Genomic DNA, 17,064 nt, shown 5'->3' with positions numbered 1-17,064 from the left:
GTGGCCAAACCTAATTCTATACTTTTCGATCTATATGTGAATAAAGTGTATGCTTTATGTAGAAAATATACTTCAGATATAGACATTGCTAAAGACATGATGCAAGAATGCTTTTTACACTTGTATGAAAATGTAGATAAATATGATTCGAACCAGGGGAATATGGACGCTTGGATATATAGAGTATCAACAAATGTAATACTCAAGCAACTTGCAAAAGTAAAAAAAATCAAAGTAAATGAAGCAAAACAAATTGTAAGTAGTTCAGAGGATTTAGAAAATGATATAGAACCAATAGATACAAAAATGCTTTTTGCAACGCTTGATGATTTACCCAATGGATACAAGGAAGTCTTATGTCTATATGTCCTTGAAAACAAATCACATAAAGAAATTGCATTAAAATTAAATATCTCTGAATCTACATCAAGATCTCAATTATATAGAGCCAAAATATATTTTAAAAATAAATTCAAAAATTCTTCAAATGAAAAATAATGATTCAATTGAATGGGGAGATATCAACCTTTCATTAAAAGAGATAGATAAGTTAGAAGAATGGACCAAACTAAGTGCCAAACTAAGTAAAAGAAAAAGAAAAAAAAGATTTCTCCTCATTATTTGGAGCGGAATTGGTCTATTTGGACTGATGATAATTGCCAATCTTAATAAATCACATAATTACCAAATTTCCGAAATCACATTTCAAAATGAAAATATAAAAGTTAATCAATCAAATATCAAAAGTGATCAATCTATAAATTTACAAAAAAAGAAAATTGATCATTTAGATTCTAAAATTACTAATTTACAAAAAGAAAATATTATAGATACTAAATTGAATCGAAAACGCAACAATTCAAATTTTAACAAGCAAAGATATTTAATAAATTTGATGCCAGTTTGTGATGATAATCTCACCCAAAAACTTGAAACTTCTCTAATGAATTATTCTATTATAAGTAATAGTAATTCCCAAACAACATACATCAATTTAAATATAAATCAATCTCTTACTAACAATCAAGAAATTCTTGAAACCAATTTAATTGAGTTAAAACCAAATATAAGTACAATTATATTGTCTCATAACAATGAAAATAAAGATCTGAATTTTCAAAATACAAATAGCATAATGATTAATAAATCAAATTCAAAATGGATTGATCAGATGGAATTAAATATAGGATATGGAGTAAGTTCGTATCAACAACAAAATAAAAATCTTAACAGTAATGACTACTTTAATCGCAGGAAAATGATTGAGAAGGGTTTTGATGCAATAGAAGCTGAAATTTCATTTTCTAAAAAAATAAAATTTAATTCTAAATTGGCTTTGGGTTTTTCAGCTAGAATGAATCACTTCAAAACTATAGAAGAAGGCTATTTAGAATCTAACGAATTACTTAGAGATCAAGTCACTGAAATAAATAAAAATGGCGACATTATTAATGAGGAAGTTCATGGAGAAATAGAAGGAAAAGTCATTAGAAGTTATAATACACAATTTTATAATAGATATTTATCTCTTTGCATTCCAATTTCCATTTCCAAACAATTTAGAATTAAATATCTAGGTAATTATCATATTGAAACTGGACTTTTGCTGGGATTATATAGCGATATTAAAGGTTATCTGCCTTCTGATGTAAAACGCTACAAATTTGAGAATATAAATAAAAGTATTAACCGAAGAAGAGTATTTGATGCATATAGATTCAAATTATCTAAAACCATCTGGTTAAAAAATTCCATTCATCTTAATCCCTATATTTCATATACACATGATATACAAGATCGATTGGATCATCCCAGTATTTCGCAATTCAATTACCAATTAAATTTTGGTATTTCTATTAAATTGAACAAATAATGATATTTGATCAATACCCCAAACAATTTTTGTAAATCATCAGATTAATTTTAAATATTCAATAAATGATTTCAATATATAGACTAATTATAAATACAATAAATAAAATGAAGACACTTATAAAACTTTCTACTTTACTTTTAAATTGCTCTTTTCTTCTTGCTCAGGATCCTATATTGGTCGCCCCACCAGATATTGTTTTGAGTTGCTCCTTCAATTTTGATATATCAAAATTAGAAGATTATTCAAATATAGAATTTGGTAACATAGTTCTTGATCAAAATAATCGTCAAAAAATAATAACTAATGATATCGTTTGTCATAAATTATGCCTAGAAAATATGATCTCAGGATATCCAGGATATATAAAAACAAATCAAATTCCACCAAGCAGTCCCAATCAAGCTTGTGAATTTTACCAACATCTATTTGATACTACACAACCCAGTCAAAAATACGAACTACTTTGGGGAATTTCAGGTTATGCTCTTGGAAGTTCTCAACTAACTATAAGTATTCAAATTATTGATTTGAGAAAATGCGGAGTTGGCAAAATAAATAGAATCTTCAAAGCAACAGATGGAACAAAATCTTCAACAGCAATTCAAAGCATTTGGATTGTGAATTGTTATCCATTTGATATTAACAAAAATAATCCAAAAGATCCAAAGGACGCCATAAAATGGCCGGATAGCCTTGTAACCATAAATGGTTGTGGCGCAGATCTTAGTCCTGATAATCCACAATTAGGGAAGTGTACTATTGAAAATAATGCTGAGAACAATTGTTCCCTTCTCTCGATTGAAAAATTTGATGAAATATCAACTTCAGAGCCTCTAGTTTGCTTTAAAATAACAAGAAAATGGGTAGTCATTGATTGGTTCCAATATGATCCATTTGTAAGCCAAAACTTTGGAAAATGGGAGTTTATTCAAACCATTTATATAATTGATAATGAACCTCCATCTATTGCGATAAATGTTCCACAATGTATAGAAGTCAATATAGGTAATTCAGCATTCGTTGATTTCAAATTATCAGGAAAAGACAATTGCACTCCAGAAGATTGGATATTCTATGAATACCTAATTGATATTAATAATGATAATATGGGCCCTATTAATGGCTATGATTGTAGTGTTGGTAGACTAAGCAAGCGTCAAGTTCAAGCAAAAGACACGCCTAACATATCCATAAATCCATATGCCATAAATCAAAAAGACCCAACCAATCCCAATGGAAATTATCCAATTGGAAAGCATAGGATAATATTAAGAGTTGAGGATGGTTGTGGAAATAAATTCACTAAAAGTCAATTATTTGCAATAAGTGAATCTCAAAAACCCATTTTAACCTGTCTCGCTTCGCCTGTAATAAAAAGTCTAACAAATTTAGGTAAATTGCAAATCTACATTGATGATTTAGTCATAAGTAAATCTGACAATTGTTCGAACAAACTCACTTTATCATTTGATGAAAATTTATACATTCCATTTGTTACTTTTAATTGCAGTGACTTTGAAAAGGAAGGATTTCCAACTTCAATTTCTAGAACTCTTGACATTTGGGTAAAAGATGAAGCAGGTAATACAACATCATGCCAGACTAAAGTTGAAATTCAGGATAATCAAAGAATTTGTAATTCAGAAACTAAATCTGTAAGTGGCAATATTTATACCCTGTCAAATAAACCATTGGAGCAAGTTGATTATAAAATAACTTCAAACAACAAATTATTGAACCAAGGCAACACTCAATGTACAAATCAGTTTGAATATTTAATTAAGAAAAATGATACACCCTATGGATTAAATTTGTTCAAAAAAGAAGCGGCAAAATTTGGAATAGATGTATGGGACATTGCACTAATAACAAAGCATATCTTATTAGGTAGTCCATTTACTTGTTTAGAATCATTTGCAGCTGATGTAAATAATTCAAACTCAATTACTGCAAGCGATATCTCAGAAATCAATAAACTTATATTAAATGAGTCGACCAATTATACTAAACGGAAGTATGATGAATGGAATTTTTTTGATGACCATTGTAGTGTTGAAATAAAAAATGCACAAATTGATAGTTCATTAATTAACATAATTGGCTTTAGGTTTGGTGATGTAAATGGTAATTCCTTCAGTCAGTGTTCGGATACCATAAAACCTATTTTACCAAAGATTAATATCAATTATTCAAACCATTCGATTAGTCAGTCAAATTTATATAATCTTGCTTTCAAAAGTCCAAATTTTACAAATATGTGCTGTCTTCAATTAGATTTAAAATTTGATCCAACCCAAATGAAAATTAATCAAATAATTCCAAATAAAAATATTGACTTTCGCTATGCTATTTATTCAGATCACATTACTATGATTATAAGTCAAAAAAATCCATTAATTCCAATTACCCTTTCTGGTAATGATTCGCTTTTTATCATAGAATTAGAAGCCTTGGTAAATTCAAATTCAATCGACTTCTCTGCCTCAAATTTATTTACAGAAGGTATTGCTTATGATTACTTGGGAAAACCGTATGATATATTGATTAATAATCGCATGACCCAATCTTCAAATGAAATTAAAAACATTAATTTTGTTTGTTATCCAAATCCAGTAGATCGCGATATCATTCTTCAGTGGAACGAATCGGTTGATAACTCAATTGTTGAATTAATAAATGCTGATGGAAGAGTCTATTTCAAAAATAAATTTAATTCTAATTTAACAATTCAGGATCAGCTATTTCCCAACAATGGAATTTATTTCATTAAATTAACTAAAAACAATAAAATAGTTACTAAAAAAATTATTAAGATTTAATTTTATTCCATGGAATACAAAATGAATAATTTAAAACAGTCTAAATATTATTAGATTTATTAAATAAATTAGATGAATTCGACAAATATGGTAATCATTATCTAAACTTTGTTCGATTGTACAGAAAAAATATTCATAATGAATAATTGGGTATTTTGTACAAAAAAATTTGTAAAATGAAATTGATATTTATTTGATAATTATTATTTCCAAAAAGAATTTTATGTATTCCTTAAAGGTCAATCGTTGTGACTATTTCAATATTTTGGTATTAAATATGAAAAAAATTGAAAACATATTACTAGGAAGTATTAAGCTTAACATAATAAAATATAGCTCTATGTATATTTAAAAATGACCTATATGTTAAAACAAGAATAAACTGGTTTAATATAAAATTAAAATTGGGCATTAATCATAAATTACATTCATAAAAATTGTAGATTTACCATCAGATAAAATATATTATATGAAAAATAACACCTTTATACTAGCTTTCTTCATCTATAATTCAATACTTTTCTCACAAAGCATGCTTGCTCCACCTGATTTAGTACTTACTTGTAATCACGAAATCAACATTGATAAATTAAAAGATTACACTGATCTAACATATGGTAATGTTGTTTTAGATAAAACACTTCAAACTAAAATTATCACATTAGATAAAGTATGTCGTGGATTTTGCAATGTCGACTCCTTAACTGGATATCCAGGTATAAAAAAAGCTTGTTTTTATTATAACCAATTATTTGATACTTTTCATCAAGATCAAAAGTATGGAATGGTTTGGGGTTTTTCAGGTTATGCATTGGGAAGTTCAAATCTCAAAATTAAAATTCAAATTGATGATTATCGCAAATGTGGAAAAGGAAAAATCAATAGAATTTTCCTCGCTGAAGATAATGGTGTCACACTTTCGGATACGCAGATTATATGGATCGTACAATGCCATACTTTATATATAAATGCCAACGACCCATATGATCCTAATGATGATGTTGTTTGGCCTGATAGTTTGGTAACAATATTCGGTTGTGGTGCGGATATAAATAATGATACCCTGATTCCAAGAATGTTACTTGATTCAATATGCCAATTAATTACGATTGAAAAATTTGATGAAATTTCGACTAATGATCCAAGCGTTTGTTTTAAAGTTTTGCGAAAGTGGGTGGTTATAGATTGGTGTCAATATGATCCTTTCAAAAATCCAAACATTGGAAGATGGGAATACGAACAAACCATTTTGGTGCATGACACTTCGGCTCCCAGAATAAAATTATTTGTGAAGTCATGTAATGAATCTTCAAGTACGAATCCAAATGAAGTCCATTTTGAAATACTGAGTGACGATCAATGTACTCCTCCAGATTGGTTGTTCTATTCTTATAGGATTGATATAGATAACGATGGTTTAGGAAAATATAATGGCTTTGATTGTAGAGTAGGAACATTAAACAAAAGACAATATCAAGCTAAGGACACCGTTCAATTTTCTGATAATCCGTATGCCCTAAATCACAAAGATCCATTTATTCCTGATGGCAATTATCCTATTGGGACTCATAAAATAGTTGTGGAAACTGAAGATGGGTGTGGCAATATCTCAACAAACACCCAATTATTTACTGTTAGTGCAGGTGAAAATCCTAAAATAGAATGTAAAGTTGGAATTAATATCATTCAATTATCAACTATTGGGAAAGCAAGTGTGCTTGCAGAGGATCTCATTCTGAATATAAGTGATAATTGCGATCAAAATTTAAAACCCTCCTTTTCAAAAAATAATTATGTTCCTAGTATTACTTTTAGTTGTGATGATTTTGAAAAGGAGGGATTTCCAAATACTATTCTAAGAAATTTGGAAATATGGGTTAAAGATGGGGCTGGTAATACAGACATATGCTTTGTAGATGTGCAAGTACAAGATCTCCAAAAAATTTGTAATATAGATTCAACATTCATAAACGCTGAATTTTTTACATACGCCAACAAGTCCTTAGAGCAGGTAGATTTCAATGTTGTTCCAGGCGATATTCCTACTTGTAATAACGAGTTTAATCAAAAGGTAAAAAAAGGAAATACACTGACTTTAAATCCGGATAAAATAGATCAACTACTCAATGGTCAAGACGTTTGGGATGTTCACTGCATGAATAAATATCTTTCAGGCAAATTCAATTTTAACGCTATTCAAAAAAAAGTTGCAGATTTAAATTCAAGTGGAACAATTTCGAGCTCTGATATTTCTGACTACATTAAAGTGATATTAAATACAAAATCAGACTTTCTGAACAATGGATCAAAACAATGGCAATTTACAAATGAAGATTCTATTCCAAAATCTTCATTTGAATTAAGCAATTCCATTCATAAATTATATGGATTTAAAATTGGAGATGTCAATTTCGATGCTCTCAGTCAATGTAAAGATACCACGAAACAAAAATTACCCACACTGAAATTCGAAACAAAAGGTGTCCCGCTTTTAAAAGATAAAAATTATATCATAGAATTCAGATCTTCCAATTTCAAAGATTTATGTTGTCTTCAATTGGACATTCAAGTAGACACACAATTGATAAAAATTATTAATACACAAATTAACCCTCGTTTTAATTCCAAACATCTAGCTATCCATAGTGGTCATGTCTCTCAGATTTTCTTAGATGCAAATCTTATAGGCTTGCCAAACTTACTTGCTGATGAAGTCGTTTTTTCAATAGAAGTAGAAGCTTTAAAAGTTACCTCTAATTCCAATCTTGCTTTTTCAATTTCTGATCTTAAAACGAAAAGTATAGCTTACGATATTCATGGAAATCCATTGGATATTAGTTTAAACAACAAAGTTAATGCTCAGATAAATATCAAGCCATCTGAAAATCTTATCCTCTATCCTAATCCAATGAACGACCAATTGACCATTCAATGGAAAGAGGCATTAGATGATTCATTCATTGAAATATACAATAGTAATGGAAAGTTATGCTTTAAAAGTAAATTCAAATCCGATATCATACTTTCTGAAAATAACTTTACTGGTCCAGGAATGTATTTTTTGAAATGTACCAAGGGGAATAAAATGATTACTAAAAAAATAATTAAATTGTAGTTTATAATTCTTGTACAGTTTATTTGAATTGATAATACTACTTTGATATTAACCAGCCATTACTTATATTTATTTACTTGATTAATAATTTAAGTTTATTTCTACTTTGATACCAATTCCAATATCTTTTTATCCCCAATATAATTTTATTTTTTTTTCGACATTAAATCAATATCATTTTTATTAAACATTTTTCTATATTAACTCAACACTAAATTTATTCCTCATAGAAAAGGACCCAAATGGACTCTTAATTTTTTAAGCCTTTTCATTTATACCCTATAAAATACCTTTCTGTATTGACCATTTGAATTATTTCTTAGCTTCTTTTTATTAGAATTGGCTAATTATTACACATAAAAACTGAAATATTGTTAAATTCATAATTTTTATTCGTATATTGAACAATATTTCACAATAAAATTTTAATTTATGAAAACTTTAATCGCTTCGAAGTATTCCCTCATTTCATGGATTCTCATAAATTGTATTGTTTTATTGCTTTTGTCAGGGAATGGGTATACTCAAACCTTCCAGCGAATTTATGGAACATCTCTTGACAACTCATTTTCAAAAGTTATTCCAGATGGCACTGAATATTATGTGCTTGGTCAAGATCAACCCAGTATAAGCGCTTTACCAAGGGCGACTGTCACTCGCCTTGCTGCAGATGGATCGATCCTTTGGACCAAAAGTCTGGATATTCCTTCTCAATGGAATGATGCCATTCGAGTTAAGAAGGGTGATCTGATACTTGTTGGTAATTCTTTGCCTGGTGATGCTACCGCAAAAAGTATTATGGGTAGAATCACAGCCACGGGAACATATACTTGGCTGAAATCTTATGATGATCTGGGTGGAAGAGATATTTTTCTACGCATTATTGAAAATCCAGTACCACAAAATACTAATTATCCCTACTATATATTAGGTGCACAATTGGAAATTCTCGGTCTATCGCAAACTTGGGATGATGTTGTCATGATGAATATTAATGATAATGGAAATTTCAATTGGAAAAAAATATATACAAGTAATTCAGATGATGAATTTTTTAGAGACTTCCTTGTATTGCCAAATGGGGAAATGCTTATTTCAGGTAGTAGATTAAATCGCCAGAGCGATCACTCGGGAATATTTTTTGCAACCAGTAATGATGGAAGCATCCTGTCCGGAAAAATCGCAACTTGGATGAACTATCCTGATATTGCATTAGCTCAAAGTGGTGGTTTTTATATGGCTTCAAACAGTGAAGTCGGACAATCTCCATTTATTTCAAAATTCGATCAAAATTATACCCAAATATGGCAAGTTCAAATTCCCAAATTAACAACAATAAGTCAAATTTGGGAAGCATCACCTGGAATCATTTATACAACCGGTGTAGGTTCTTTTGGAAGTTTAACACGCACTGTAATATTAAAACTTCAAGATAATACGCCAAACATTCCCACATTATTATGGACAAAATATTATAATTCTGGTATTAACTTTATTGGTGGTTCTTTGGGGTTAATGCCAACAAATCAATTAGCTTTTACCGATGGAAGAATGACTAACTCAGGATTTGGTGCTAAAGATGCATTTATTTCAATAAGTGATTTGGAATTGAATACCTGTGATGTAAGCAATGAAACTGTTTCATTAACACCAACAAATCTTGCTCCAATTAATCAAATAATATTTCCAATAAATACTACTGATACTGTTGCAGGTGTAAATATTTCAAATAGTTTTATTACATGGGGAGAGAAGGATCCATGCCAAACCTGTTGTGCAGATTCTACCACATTTTCAAATCTTGTTAATCAAGGATTTACAGTGGTAATTACTAATTGTAAAGTTACTGTAACTGCACCGCAATTTGATACCTGTCATTTATTTAGTACCCCTCCTTCACTTGATGGAGCAAATGTTTCACAGGTGATCACCAATCCTAATGGATCGTGGACCTATAATTTTACTCAAAATGGTACACATCAGATTTGTGTCAATGTATTTGATGAATGCAATAGTAAAAAAATGTGCACCTTATTCAATATTACTGCTTGCGATACCTGCATTTGTGGTCCATTTGATTTAAAGTACAATATTGGTCGCGGTCCACTTTTACCATATGATTGTGGTGATACTTTATTAGTACCTGCTTCTACCGCAATTCTACCCATTCACTTTTTGTCTTCCTTTACTTGTTTGGATACGAATTGTCCACAAACAACAGTTGATTTGATTCTTACAGGCCCACCTGGATTTATTCCTATCACAATTTCTAGTGTGCAGGCTACTCCCAATTTTAATATACCATTTACAAATTCAACTTTTTCAATAACAGGAATATACACGCTTACAATAAATGGACATTGCGGAAGTAATATTTGCCCATGTATCATTTACTTTAATGCAGATGGACATGATTGTTGTTCCAATCCATTTGATTTTGAATTGGGAATAGCGAATGCTGTAACTTTAACTGTAGATAATAATAAATGCAAAGCCACACTCAACATTGGTAACTTACCTAATTGTGATTCGATAGGACCTATATTTTGGGGAGATGGAACATCAACTTCTGGTCATTTTGGTGCTGGAACTATGACCATGCATAGTTATGTCAACAGTGGAACTTATTATATTTCGTGGACTGCACTTGAATATGATTATTCAGTAGTTCCACCTAAGCCTTGTTTTGATAAAGTGTTTAGAGATTCGATAAAATTAATATGCGACACCTGTCAATGCAAATCATTTTCTCTTCTTTCTTTTGTTAACCCGAACTGGCCAACGGCAATTATACCAGTATCTTGTAATACCTTGCCTATGCAATTACCTTGTTCAAAATCAGGTCAAAATTTCTTTTTTCAAGGAAACCTAAATTGTAATGCTTCCAATTGCATTCGAGATTCTATTCATTGGAATATTATGTCAACAATTGGTGGACAAATCATCACTAGTGGAACCACCGATATCAATTCTACGACTGGACAGTTTAATATAAATTTGAATTCGACATGGTTTAGTTCAGGGGTTCAATATATGTTGAATATTTCTGGTCAATGCGGTTCTAATATTTGTGTTTGCAAAATAAATTTTTCATTTGCCAATTGTCCATGTCCATGTGATTCACTAAATCAAGATGTGCTTCATGGATTTTTTGTAAGTGGAAATTCTTCAAATTGTAATAGAACAATAAAGCCCAAAGATCTATGTTCAAATGATAAAATCACCTGGTCAGTTTCCCCATCTATTACTCCAATTCCTGGAAATTCCATAGGCAATAATAGTCAAATTTTCCAATTTTCTATACCAGGTATTTATACTGTGTGTATGTCTGTAACAAGAATAGATCCGGTAAAATTGGATACATGTAGAGCTTTTTATTGTAGAAAAGTAACTGTAAATTGTTTTCCAAATCCACATTTCAGATTATGTGAATCTAGCACTATAAAAAATGGAGATTTCACTGAAGGTCTCGTCAAAGGTGTATTAAGTAAAAGTCAATTAGCTAAAAGTCGAGGCAAAATTGCTAATTGGACATTATTTCCAAATGATGGAGATGGACTAGTCATTGTTGAAGACAGTTCTGGAGCATCCGATGATGGAAGTGTTCTTCTGATCGGAAATAAAAATAATTTTGCAGGTATTTGGCAACAAGTTGATTTGCCGGTGGACAAATATATAAATATCGGCTTTGATTATATTAATTATAAGAGAAATAGACTTCTTGATCATCTGTTAGCTGTAGACATTGTTATGCGTTTGCAAAGCGATTCTACATTAAATCCTGCAAGCTCTGCAGAAATATTAAGAAAAGCTATGAAAGATAAACTAGATGATAAAGAAAATAGTTATCAAAGATTTGACACGTCAATAAATGATCAGCATGATCCAATATTAAAATATCTGGTAATTTGTCTTCAAAATCAAAATGATTCTGTTATGTCTGTTATCGGTATTGATAATATTGAGATGTGCAGCTCTAGAGTACCTATCTGGGTTTCTACTCACAATGAACAGCAAAAACGAATAAGAATTTATCCTAATCCTAATAATGGACATTTTTCAATTGAAATGCAACATTCTGTCACTTCCGAAATGATATTTCAAATAATAGATGTAACAGGTCGAAATATTTTGGAAAAGCGATGTGATCCACTTATTCAAACTCAAAATATCGATGCAAGTATTCTGGATTCAGGTTTATACTTTCTTCAAGTTATTTCGAAGGGTAAAATCATAGCAGTTGAAAAATTAATAAAACAATAGCATTATCCAAATAAAACTGAAATCCAAAAATCTAAATTGGTAGTTTGGAATTTATTATCATAATTTTACTTAATTAGTAGTAGACCTACCAATCTAAACTTTATATTTGTCTAATTTTAATAATTTATGCTTTCTGAAGATTCAAGATGGAGATTGGTACTTGGCAAAACAGAAGATGAAGATGATGCCATTGAATTGAGTTCGGATGATGAAGCAATAGATGATCTATTGTCATCTTTATATACTCATGGTAAAACGGGAGGATTAGGAAAATCTTCTCATAAAATTCGCAAATGGATGGATGGTCTAAGAAGCTATTTTCCTCCTGGCATTGTACGTATTATGCAACAAGATGCATTAGAACGTCAAGGTATCAAAGAAATGTTACTCGAACCAGAGTTATTGGAACAGATAGAGCCTGATATTAATATGGTTGCAACCATATTGCAGTTGCAACAATTATTGCCTGATAAAACCAAATCTGTAGCCAGAACATTGGTACAAAAATTAGTTAAGGAGCTTGAAAAAAAATTAAAACCCAAACTTCAATTTGCTGTCCAAAGCGGACTATTCTCAAGAAGCAAACCAGTTCACCCAACCGGATCCATTATTGATTGGAAAAAAACGATTCATAGGAATATAAAAAATTATCAACCCGATCAACTATTCATTATTCCAGAGGTCTGGTATGGATATAAACAAGGTTATAAAATAAATGAAATCATTCTACTTATTGATAAAAGTGAATCTATGATTTCTAGTGCAATATATGCTTCAATCATAGGATCTATTCTTGCTTCTCTTAAATCCGTACAAACACATATTATCTTTTTTGACACAGCCATTTCCGACGTGACCAATCAATATCATGACCCAGTGGATATTTTATTCAGTGTTCCAATGGGAGGTGGTACGGATATAGCTTATGCTATGAATTATGTCCATCAAAAAATCAAAATACCATCTAAAGCAATACTTTTTCTAATTAGTGATTTAGATGAAGGAGGATCTATAAAAGATCTGCTGAGTATGACCCAATTATTATTAAATCAAGGATTACAAATTCAATGCCTTTTAGGGTTAAATGATTCAGGAATGGCTGAATATAATCACAAGGTAGCATCAGAAATGGCGAATTTAAAAATTCCTGTGTTTACCTGTTCTCCTGAAGAATTTCCAAATCTAATTGCTAAGGAACTTCAACGAAATTAATCAATAGGAACAGCTCATCCAAAAATAGGTATTACATAAATTTCTTATAATACATTAATTGGAGATGCTCATTTTAATTTATTGGAACTATATGAATTGAACAATTAAACCACAATTACTTTTTATTCCCTTGAACCATTGTTTTTAATTGTTGATACATTCCATCAGCCGATGGTGTTTCATTGGATTCACCACGTATATAATTGGTGATGACGCCTTTTTCATCAACATATAAAATAAATGGATATCCATACATATGCTCAAAAGTAAAATCCATTAATGGTCCACAATTTACCAGTACTGGAAAATTAAATGGTACACTTTTGATGACTTCAGATAATTCATCTTTTGTATCTCTGGCGAATGAAAGAACTTCAATATTTTGATTTCTAAATTCATCATAAAATTTAATTAATCCTGGCAATTCTGTCATACAATTTGGACAAGTTCTATACCAAAAATGGAGAATAGCTTTTTTTCCATATATAGAATTATTATTAAAGATGGTGCTGTCTAAAGATGCTATTTCAAATATTGGAATTTTAGCACCTATTAATAAGGCAGGGTCATAAAAATTGGTCGTGTCGGTTCCCTTAATGACTTTTTTGACACTGGTCCTTATTTCAGAAGTTCTTTCTGAAAAAGATAATATTTTATTATTTTTTTTACATGCTATAACAGCAATAATCACCATAAATACAATAGCTATTTTTTTCATTTTACAATTGTTATAATTTTAATTTTTATATAATCCTTTCAATATTTTATTTAACCTTAAATTATCAATCAACTTTTATTCTAACATCAATTCATTTCCGACTTTATTTTGTTATATCACTTTGATTATAAATATCGATCCTCTATTACATTTTTATGATGTACAGCGTGTCCTATCATGGCATAACCAATTGCTTGTGGAGAAAACCATGCTTCCGTTCCATGCGCAATAAAGGAAGATTGAACTTCATTCAAAGATTCAAAAAGAAATTTAGAACTTAATCTGATAGCTGAAAATTCTTCAACTAGTTTTGACATATCCATGTGATCTACATTGATATGATCTGCGTACCAATTTTCATCCATATAATTATATTTCGTCTTTTCGTCCTGTCTACCTCCAATCAAGGCACGATATGCAAAGACTCTTTCAGTATCATTAATATGCATCAATACTTGTTTGACAGTCCATTTATCAGGACCATATTTATAGTTGTGTTTTGATTCGGGAATGGCGCCAAAAAACTGTAAAATTTGATTTGTGTTTTCATCAAATAATTCAAAAAAATTTCCGTCTTCAACCAGATCAATATACTTTTTGAAATAAGGAACGTACTCCTTTGAATTTGGTTTTTTCATGGGCAATCTTTCTATATAAAATGTTTCAACATAATGACTTCTTGAGTTGTAAGATGTCTAAATTTTCCTCGTGGAAGATTTTTCTTAGTCAACCCGGCGTAATAGACACGATCCAATTTCTGAACTTCATAGCCTAAATGTTCAAAAATACGTCTAACAATTCTATTTTTACCAATATGAATTTCTATACCTACTTCATCTTTTTTACCATCCACAAAATCTATGCTATCTACTGTTGCAACACCATCATCAAGTAACACGCCTTTTTGAATTTTTTGAAAATCTGCAGCAGTTAAATTCTTATCTAGGCTAGCATGATAAATTTTCTTGACTTTATGAGAAGGATGTGCTAATTTTTGAGATAGATCTCCATCATTTGTCATAACCAATAATCCTGTAGTATTTCGATCTAAACGTCCCACTGGATATACCCTTTCTTCTATTTTACCTTCCAGAATTTGGGCTACGGTATTCCTGTCGCGTTCATCCTTGAGTGTGGTTATTGTATCTTTCGGTTTGTTAATCAGGATGTAAACTTTATTTTCTTCCGGCTTGATATTTTTGTCTAAATAAGCAATTTTGTCTTTTGGTTTTACTTCATAGGATGGATTCAATTCAACTTGATCATTAACTTTGATCTTGCCGGATTTGACTAAATCTGCCGCTTGACGTCTTGAACATATACCACAATGTGCCACATACTTGTTTAATCGCATGGGTCCTATTGAAGTTCTGGTCAAGGGTTTTTTAGAATGGGATGGTGTCTTCTTCATTGATTCTTGATGGTATTATTCTAACATTTGGTGTTGTACTTCCTCCAAACATGGTATGCTCATCAGTATATGGTATAAATTTGGCATATTGTTCTTTAAACATCATTTTGACTGTATCCGTTGCACCATTTCGATGTTTTGCAATTATTAGTTCAGTCATTCCTCTTACTGTTTCGGCTTGCTCTTCCAGATCATAATAATCTGGTCTATAAATAAACATAACCATGTCCGCATCTTGTTCAATGGCTCCTGATTCACGTAAATGGGAAAGCTGCGGTCGTTTATTTCCAGTATTGGTTTCGGCAGCACGGTTAAGCTGTGATAAAGCTATAACAGGAATATTCAACTCTTTAGCCAATCCCTTTAAAGCACGCGATATCGAAGAAATTTCTTGTTCCCTGCTTGATCGTTTATCATTGGAACCTATTGTCATTAATTGCAAATAGTCGATGATCACCATACTAACACCATGATTTTGATGTAGCCTTCTGCACTTAGCTCTTAATTCAAAAACATTTAGCGAAGGTGTATCATCAATATAAAGCGGTGCATCACTTAATTTTTCAATTGCAAAATTGAGTTGAGTCCATTCGTATTCCTCCAACTTGGCATTTCTCATTTTACCACCCTCAATTTCAGCCTCCATAGAGATAAGTCTATTAACTAATTCCAAATTATTCATCTCCAAAGAAAATAATGCGACCGGTCTTTTATAATCCATTGCAGCATTTCGAGCCAAAGCTAAAGTAAATGACGTTTTTCCCATACCTGGTCGGGCAGCAATAATGATCAAGTTGGATTTTTGCCATCCGGATGTTAATTTGTCCAAATCCGGGAAACCCGATGGGATTCCTGTAATACCTTCTGTTGAACCAGCTAAGGTTTCGAGTTGTTTTTGGGCTTTTCGGGCTAAAGAACCTACTGATTCATAGCCTCTACGCAAGTTTTTATCAGTAATTTCATATAAGTTTTGTTCAGCTTGATCCAACATATCCAACACATCCTTGGTATCTTCAAAGGAGTCTTTAATAATCAAAGTAGAGACTCTGATCAATTCCCTTTGTATATATTTTTGAGCAACTATTCTGGCGTAATATTCGACATTAGCAGATGATGTTACTTTATTAGATAATTCAAGAATATAAGGAAGTCCGCCTACATTTTCTAGCTCTTCAGCTTTGCGAAGTTGCTCTGAAACCGTTAATAGATCAACGGGTTGTGATAAATCAAATAACTTAATCATCACTTTAAAAATGGTAGCATGAGCGGATTTATAAAAAGATTCAGGACGTAATATTTCCATTGCAATAGAAATGGCGTCTTTATCTAACATTACGGCTCCTAATACTGCTTCTTCAAGGTTTATTGCTTGGGGTTGGAGCCGTTCATAAGCAAGATTTGAAAAGTCGACTGGTAGTTTCCCACTCACGACAGACATTGATTTATTGCTAGGTTTTGTTTGATTTTCCATAATTCTTAAAGCGTCACAAAGCTACATAGTAACAAATTAATATAATATTATATATAAATTAGTGATAATGTTAGTAACCTCAATTAATCTGTGCAAAACCTGTGTATAACTATACTGTAAAATTAATACAAGTAATCTATATATTAGAATAAATCTTAATATAAATAAATGGTGTCAAA

The 17,064-nt window shown here is 30.8% G+C and carries 10 protein-coding genes; 6 read left to right on the top strand and 4 right to left on the bottom strand.

The window, feature by feature from the left end:
- The 6 genes from IPK88_06945 (at position 1) to IPK88_06920 (ending at position 13,285) form a co-directional block, all read left to right on the top strand.
- On the top strand, positions 1-498 hold the full coding sequence (locus tag IPK88_06945) for a sigma-70 family RNA polymerase sigma factor (protein MBK8243143.1): 498 nt from the start codon (positions 1-3) through the stop codon (positions 496-498).
- Positions 488-1,873, top strand: coding sequence for a hypothetical protein (locus tag IPK88_06940; protein ID MBK8243142.1), 1,386 nt, complete (start codon positions 488-490; stop codon positions 1,871-1,873). Before IPK88_06945 ends, IPK88_06940 begins: the two co-directional genes overlap by 11 nt.
- 107 nt (positions 1,874-1,980) lie before the next feature.
- On the top strand, positions 1,981-4,695 hold the full coding sequence (locus tag IPK88_06935; GenBank protein MBK8243141.1) for a T9SS type A sorting domain-containing protein: 2,715 nt from the start codon (positions 1,981-1,983) through the stop codon (positions 4,693-4,695).
- 469 nt (positions 4,696-5,164) lie between these two features.
- Entirely contained in the window at positions 5,165-7,810 is a 2,646-nt protein-coding gene (locus IPK88_06930; protein MBK8243140.1) for a T9SS type A sorting domain-containing protein, read from the top strand.
- A 432-nt stretch (positions 7,811-8,242) separates the two neighbouring features.
- The gene (locus IPK88_06925; protein MBK8243139.1) at positions 8,243-12,073 is read left to right on the top strand and encodes a T9SS type A sorting domain-containing protein; all 3,831 of its coding nucleotides are present in this window, start codon (positions 8,243-8,245) and stop codon (positions 12,071-12,073) included.
- Between the two features lie 126 nt (positions 12,074-12,199).
- A complete protein-coding gene (locus tag IPK88_06920; GenBank protein MBK8243138.1) occupies positions 12,200-13,285 on the top strand; it encodes a VWA domain-containing protein in 1,086 nt (361 codons plus the stop codon).
- 115 nt (positions 13,286-13,400) lie between these two features.
- Here the strand turns inward: IPK88_06920 and IPK88_06915 are convergent, their stop codons facing one another.
- From IPK88_06915 to dnaB, 4 genes are all read right to left on the bottom strand, one after another.
- Positions 13,401-14,003, bottom strand: coding sequence for a TlpA family protein disulfide reductase (locus IPK88_06915; protein MBK8243137.1), 603 nt, complete (start codon positions 14,001-14,003; stop codon positions 13,401-13,403).
- A 125-nt stretch (positions 14,004-14,128) separates the two neighbouring features.
- Positions 14,129-14,641, bottom strand: a complete 513-nt coding sequence (locus IPK88_06910; protein ID MBK8243136.1) for a DinB family protein — start codon at positions 14,639-14,641, stop codon at positions 14,129-14,131.
- Positions 14,642-14,652: 11 nt separating this feature from the next.
- Entirely contained in the window at positions 14,653-15,414 is a 762-nt protein-coding gene (locus IPK88_06905) for an rRNA pseudouridine synthase (protein MBK8243135.1), read from the bottom strand.
- The gene (gene dnaB, locus IPK88_06900) at positions 15,389-16,885 is read right to left on the bottom strand and encodes a replicative DNA helicase (GenBank protein MBK8243134.1); all 1,497 of its coding nucleotides are present in this window, start codon (positions 16,883-16,885) and stop codon (positions 15,389-15,391) included. The genes IPK88_06905 and dnaB overlap by 26 nt, the downstream gene beginning before the upstream one ends.
- Positions 16,886-17,064: the final 179 nt, after the last annotated feature.

Origin of the sequence: Candidatus Defluviibacterium haderslevense, from assembly GCA_016712225.1 — a bacterium.
GTDB classification, from domain to species: Bacteria; Bacteroidota; Bacteroidia; order Chitinophagales; family Saprospiraceae; genus Vicinibacter; species Vicinibacter haderslevensis.
Note: the sequence above shows the minus strand (reverse complement) of the source record. Positions and strands in the feature narration are given on the sequence as shown.

Excerpts from the sequence above, each read along its gene's own strand:
- IPK88_06940 (MBK8243142.1), top strand. The coding sequence starts at position 488 with ATGAAAAATAATGATTCAATTGAATGGGGAGATATCAACCTTTCATTA.
- IPK88_06935 (MBK8243141.1), top strand. The coding sequence starts at position 1,981 with ATGAAGACACTTATAAAACTTTCTACTTTACTTTTAAATTGCTCTTTT.
- IPK88_06930 (MBK8243140.1), top strand. The coding sequence starts at position 5,165 with ATGAAAAATAACACCTTTATACTAGCTTTCTTCATCTATAATTCAATA.
- IPK88_06925 (MBK8243139.1), top strand. The coding sequence starts at position 8,243 with ATGAAAACTTTAATCGCTTCGAAGTATTCCCTCATTTCATGGATTCTC.
- IPK88_06920 (MBK8243138.1), top strand. The coding sequence starts at position 12,200 with ATGCTTTCTGAAGATTCAAGATGGAGATTGGTACTTGGCAAAACAGAA.
- IPK88_06915 (MBK8243137.1), bottom strand. The coding sequence starts at position 14,003 with ATGAAAAAAATAGCTATTGTATTTATGGTGATTATTGCTGTTATAGCA.
- IPK88_06910 (MBK8243136.1), bottom strand. The coding sequence starts at position 14,641 with ATGAAAAAACCAAATTCAAAGGAGTACGTTCCTTATTTCAAAAAGTAT.
- IPK88_06905 (MBK8243135.1), bottom strand. The coding sequence starts at position 15,414 with ATGAAGAAGACACCATCCCATTCTAAAAAACCCTTGACCAGAACTTCA.
- dnaB (MBK8243134.1), bottom strand. The coding sequence starts at position 16,885 with ATGGAAAATCAAACAAAACCTAGCAATAAATCAATGTCTGTCGTGAGT.